Origin of the sequence: Chengkuizengella marina (assembly GCF_009910845.1) — a bacterium.
GTDB classification, from domain to species: domain Bacteria; phylum Bacillota; class Bacilli; order Paenibacillales; family KCTC-33759; genus Chengkuizengella; species Chengkuizengella marina.
The window spans coordinates 1-1,471 of sequence record NZ_SIJB01000075.1; the positions used below are offsets into that span (position 1 = coordinate 1).

Below are 1,471 nucleotides of genomic sequence, written 5' to 3' on the forward strand. Positions count from 1 at the left end.
TAAAATGGTACCTGTAGTTAGGACACTTGAAAAAGAGTGTTTTATCTACAGGTATTTTTTTATATACTTAAATTTCACAATACGGGGATTAGGAGAACATCATGAGTAAAATAACATTTTCAGCTAAAGAGATAGAAGCACTTCAAAAGAATCCAAATGTACAACGCGTCAGTGAGAAATCCATTACCTACACGGATGATTTCAAGAATAGATTTATGGATGAGTATCTAGCTGGTAAACTACCTCGACAAATCTTTATAGAGAGTGGATTCGATGAGGAAGTTATAGGGATAAAACGAATTGAACAATCCGCTTGTAGGTGGAAGAAAGCTTATGAAACAAAAGGGTTAATAGGGCTTACAGATACAAGGAAAACGGAATCTGGCAGAACCTTAAAACGGGAGCTTACACCTTCTGAAGTGATCGAGAGGCAGAATGCACGAATCAAGCTTTTGGAAGAGCAGGTGGAGCTGTTAAAAAAGCTAGAAGTGACAGAAAGGAGGCTGTTAAACACAAGAGAAAATCTAAGTCCAAGTGAGGCATTTCAATTGATTCAAGAGACAATCGAACAAAACGGTTTTAAAGGGATGACTAGATACTTTTGTGATCTTTTGGAGGTTTCACGTTCTGGGTATTACAGCTACTTGAAGGCATCTGCCATTCGGGAGATCAGGGAGCAGCAAGATCTAAAAGTGAAGAGAATCATCTTAGAAACTTTTAACCGAAGGGGTTATAAGAAAGGTTCACGTTCCATTAAGATGATCTTAGAGAATGAGTATGATCTTATTCTTAGTCGTAAAAAGATACAGAGGATCATGAAGAAATACGGAATTGTCTGTCCTCACAGAAAACCGAATCCTTATAAACAAATCGCAAAGGCGACAAAGGAACACCAGGTCGTCCCAAACAAATTAAACAGGGAATTCAAGCAAGGAGTTCCAGGAAAAGTGTTATTAACGGATATCACTTATTTGCCATATAACGGTAATCAAATGGCTTATTTGTCAACCATAAAAGACGGGTCTAGCAACGAACTTTTGGCTTACCATGTATCTGAGCGAATTACATTGGACATTGCAATCCAGACGATCCATAAATTGATGAACAATAAGAAGGTCACTCTTGATACAGATGCTTTCATCCACTCGGACCAGGGAAGCCACTACACAAGCCCCCGCTACCAAAAGCTTTTAAAGGAGTATGGCTTGGACCAGTCTATGTCACGAAGAGGAAACTGTTGGGACAACGCCCCTCAAGAATCATTTTTTGGGCACTTAAAGGATGAGGTAGATTATAAATCAGCCAAAACACTAAAGGAATTAAAATCAAAAATAAAACATTACATGACTTACTATAACAATTACCGTTATCAGTGGAATCTAAAAAAGATGACCCCTATTCAATATAGGAATCATCTTTTATCTGCATAATCTCTTTTTTTATAAGTGTCCTTGACATGGGTGCCAGTTTA

Annotated in this window: 1 protein-coding gene; it reads left to right on the plus strand. The window is 37.9% G+C overall.

Annotated elements, in window-relative coordinates:
- Positions 1-101: 101 nt before the first annotated feature.
- Complete coding sequence (locus ERL59_RS20420; RefSeq protein WP_160648076.1) at positions 102-1,430, plus strand: IS3 family transposase; 1,329 nt, start codon at positions 102-104, stop codon at positions 1,428-1,430.
- Positions 1,431-1,471 lie beyond the last annotated feature (41 nt).

Coding starts and splice junctions, on each gene's coding strand:
- ERL59_RS20420 (WP_160648076.1), top strand. CDS start 102: ATGAGTAAAATAACATTTTCAGCTAAAGAGATAGAAGCACTTCAAAAG.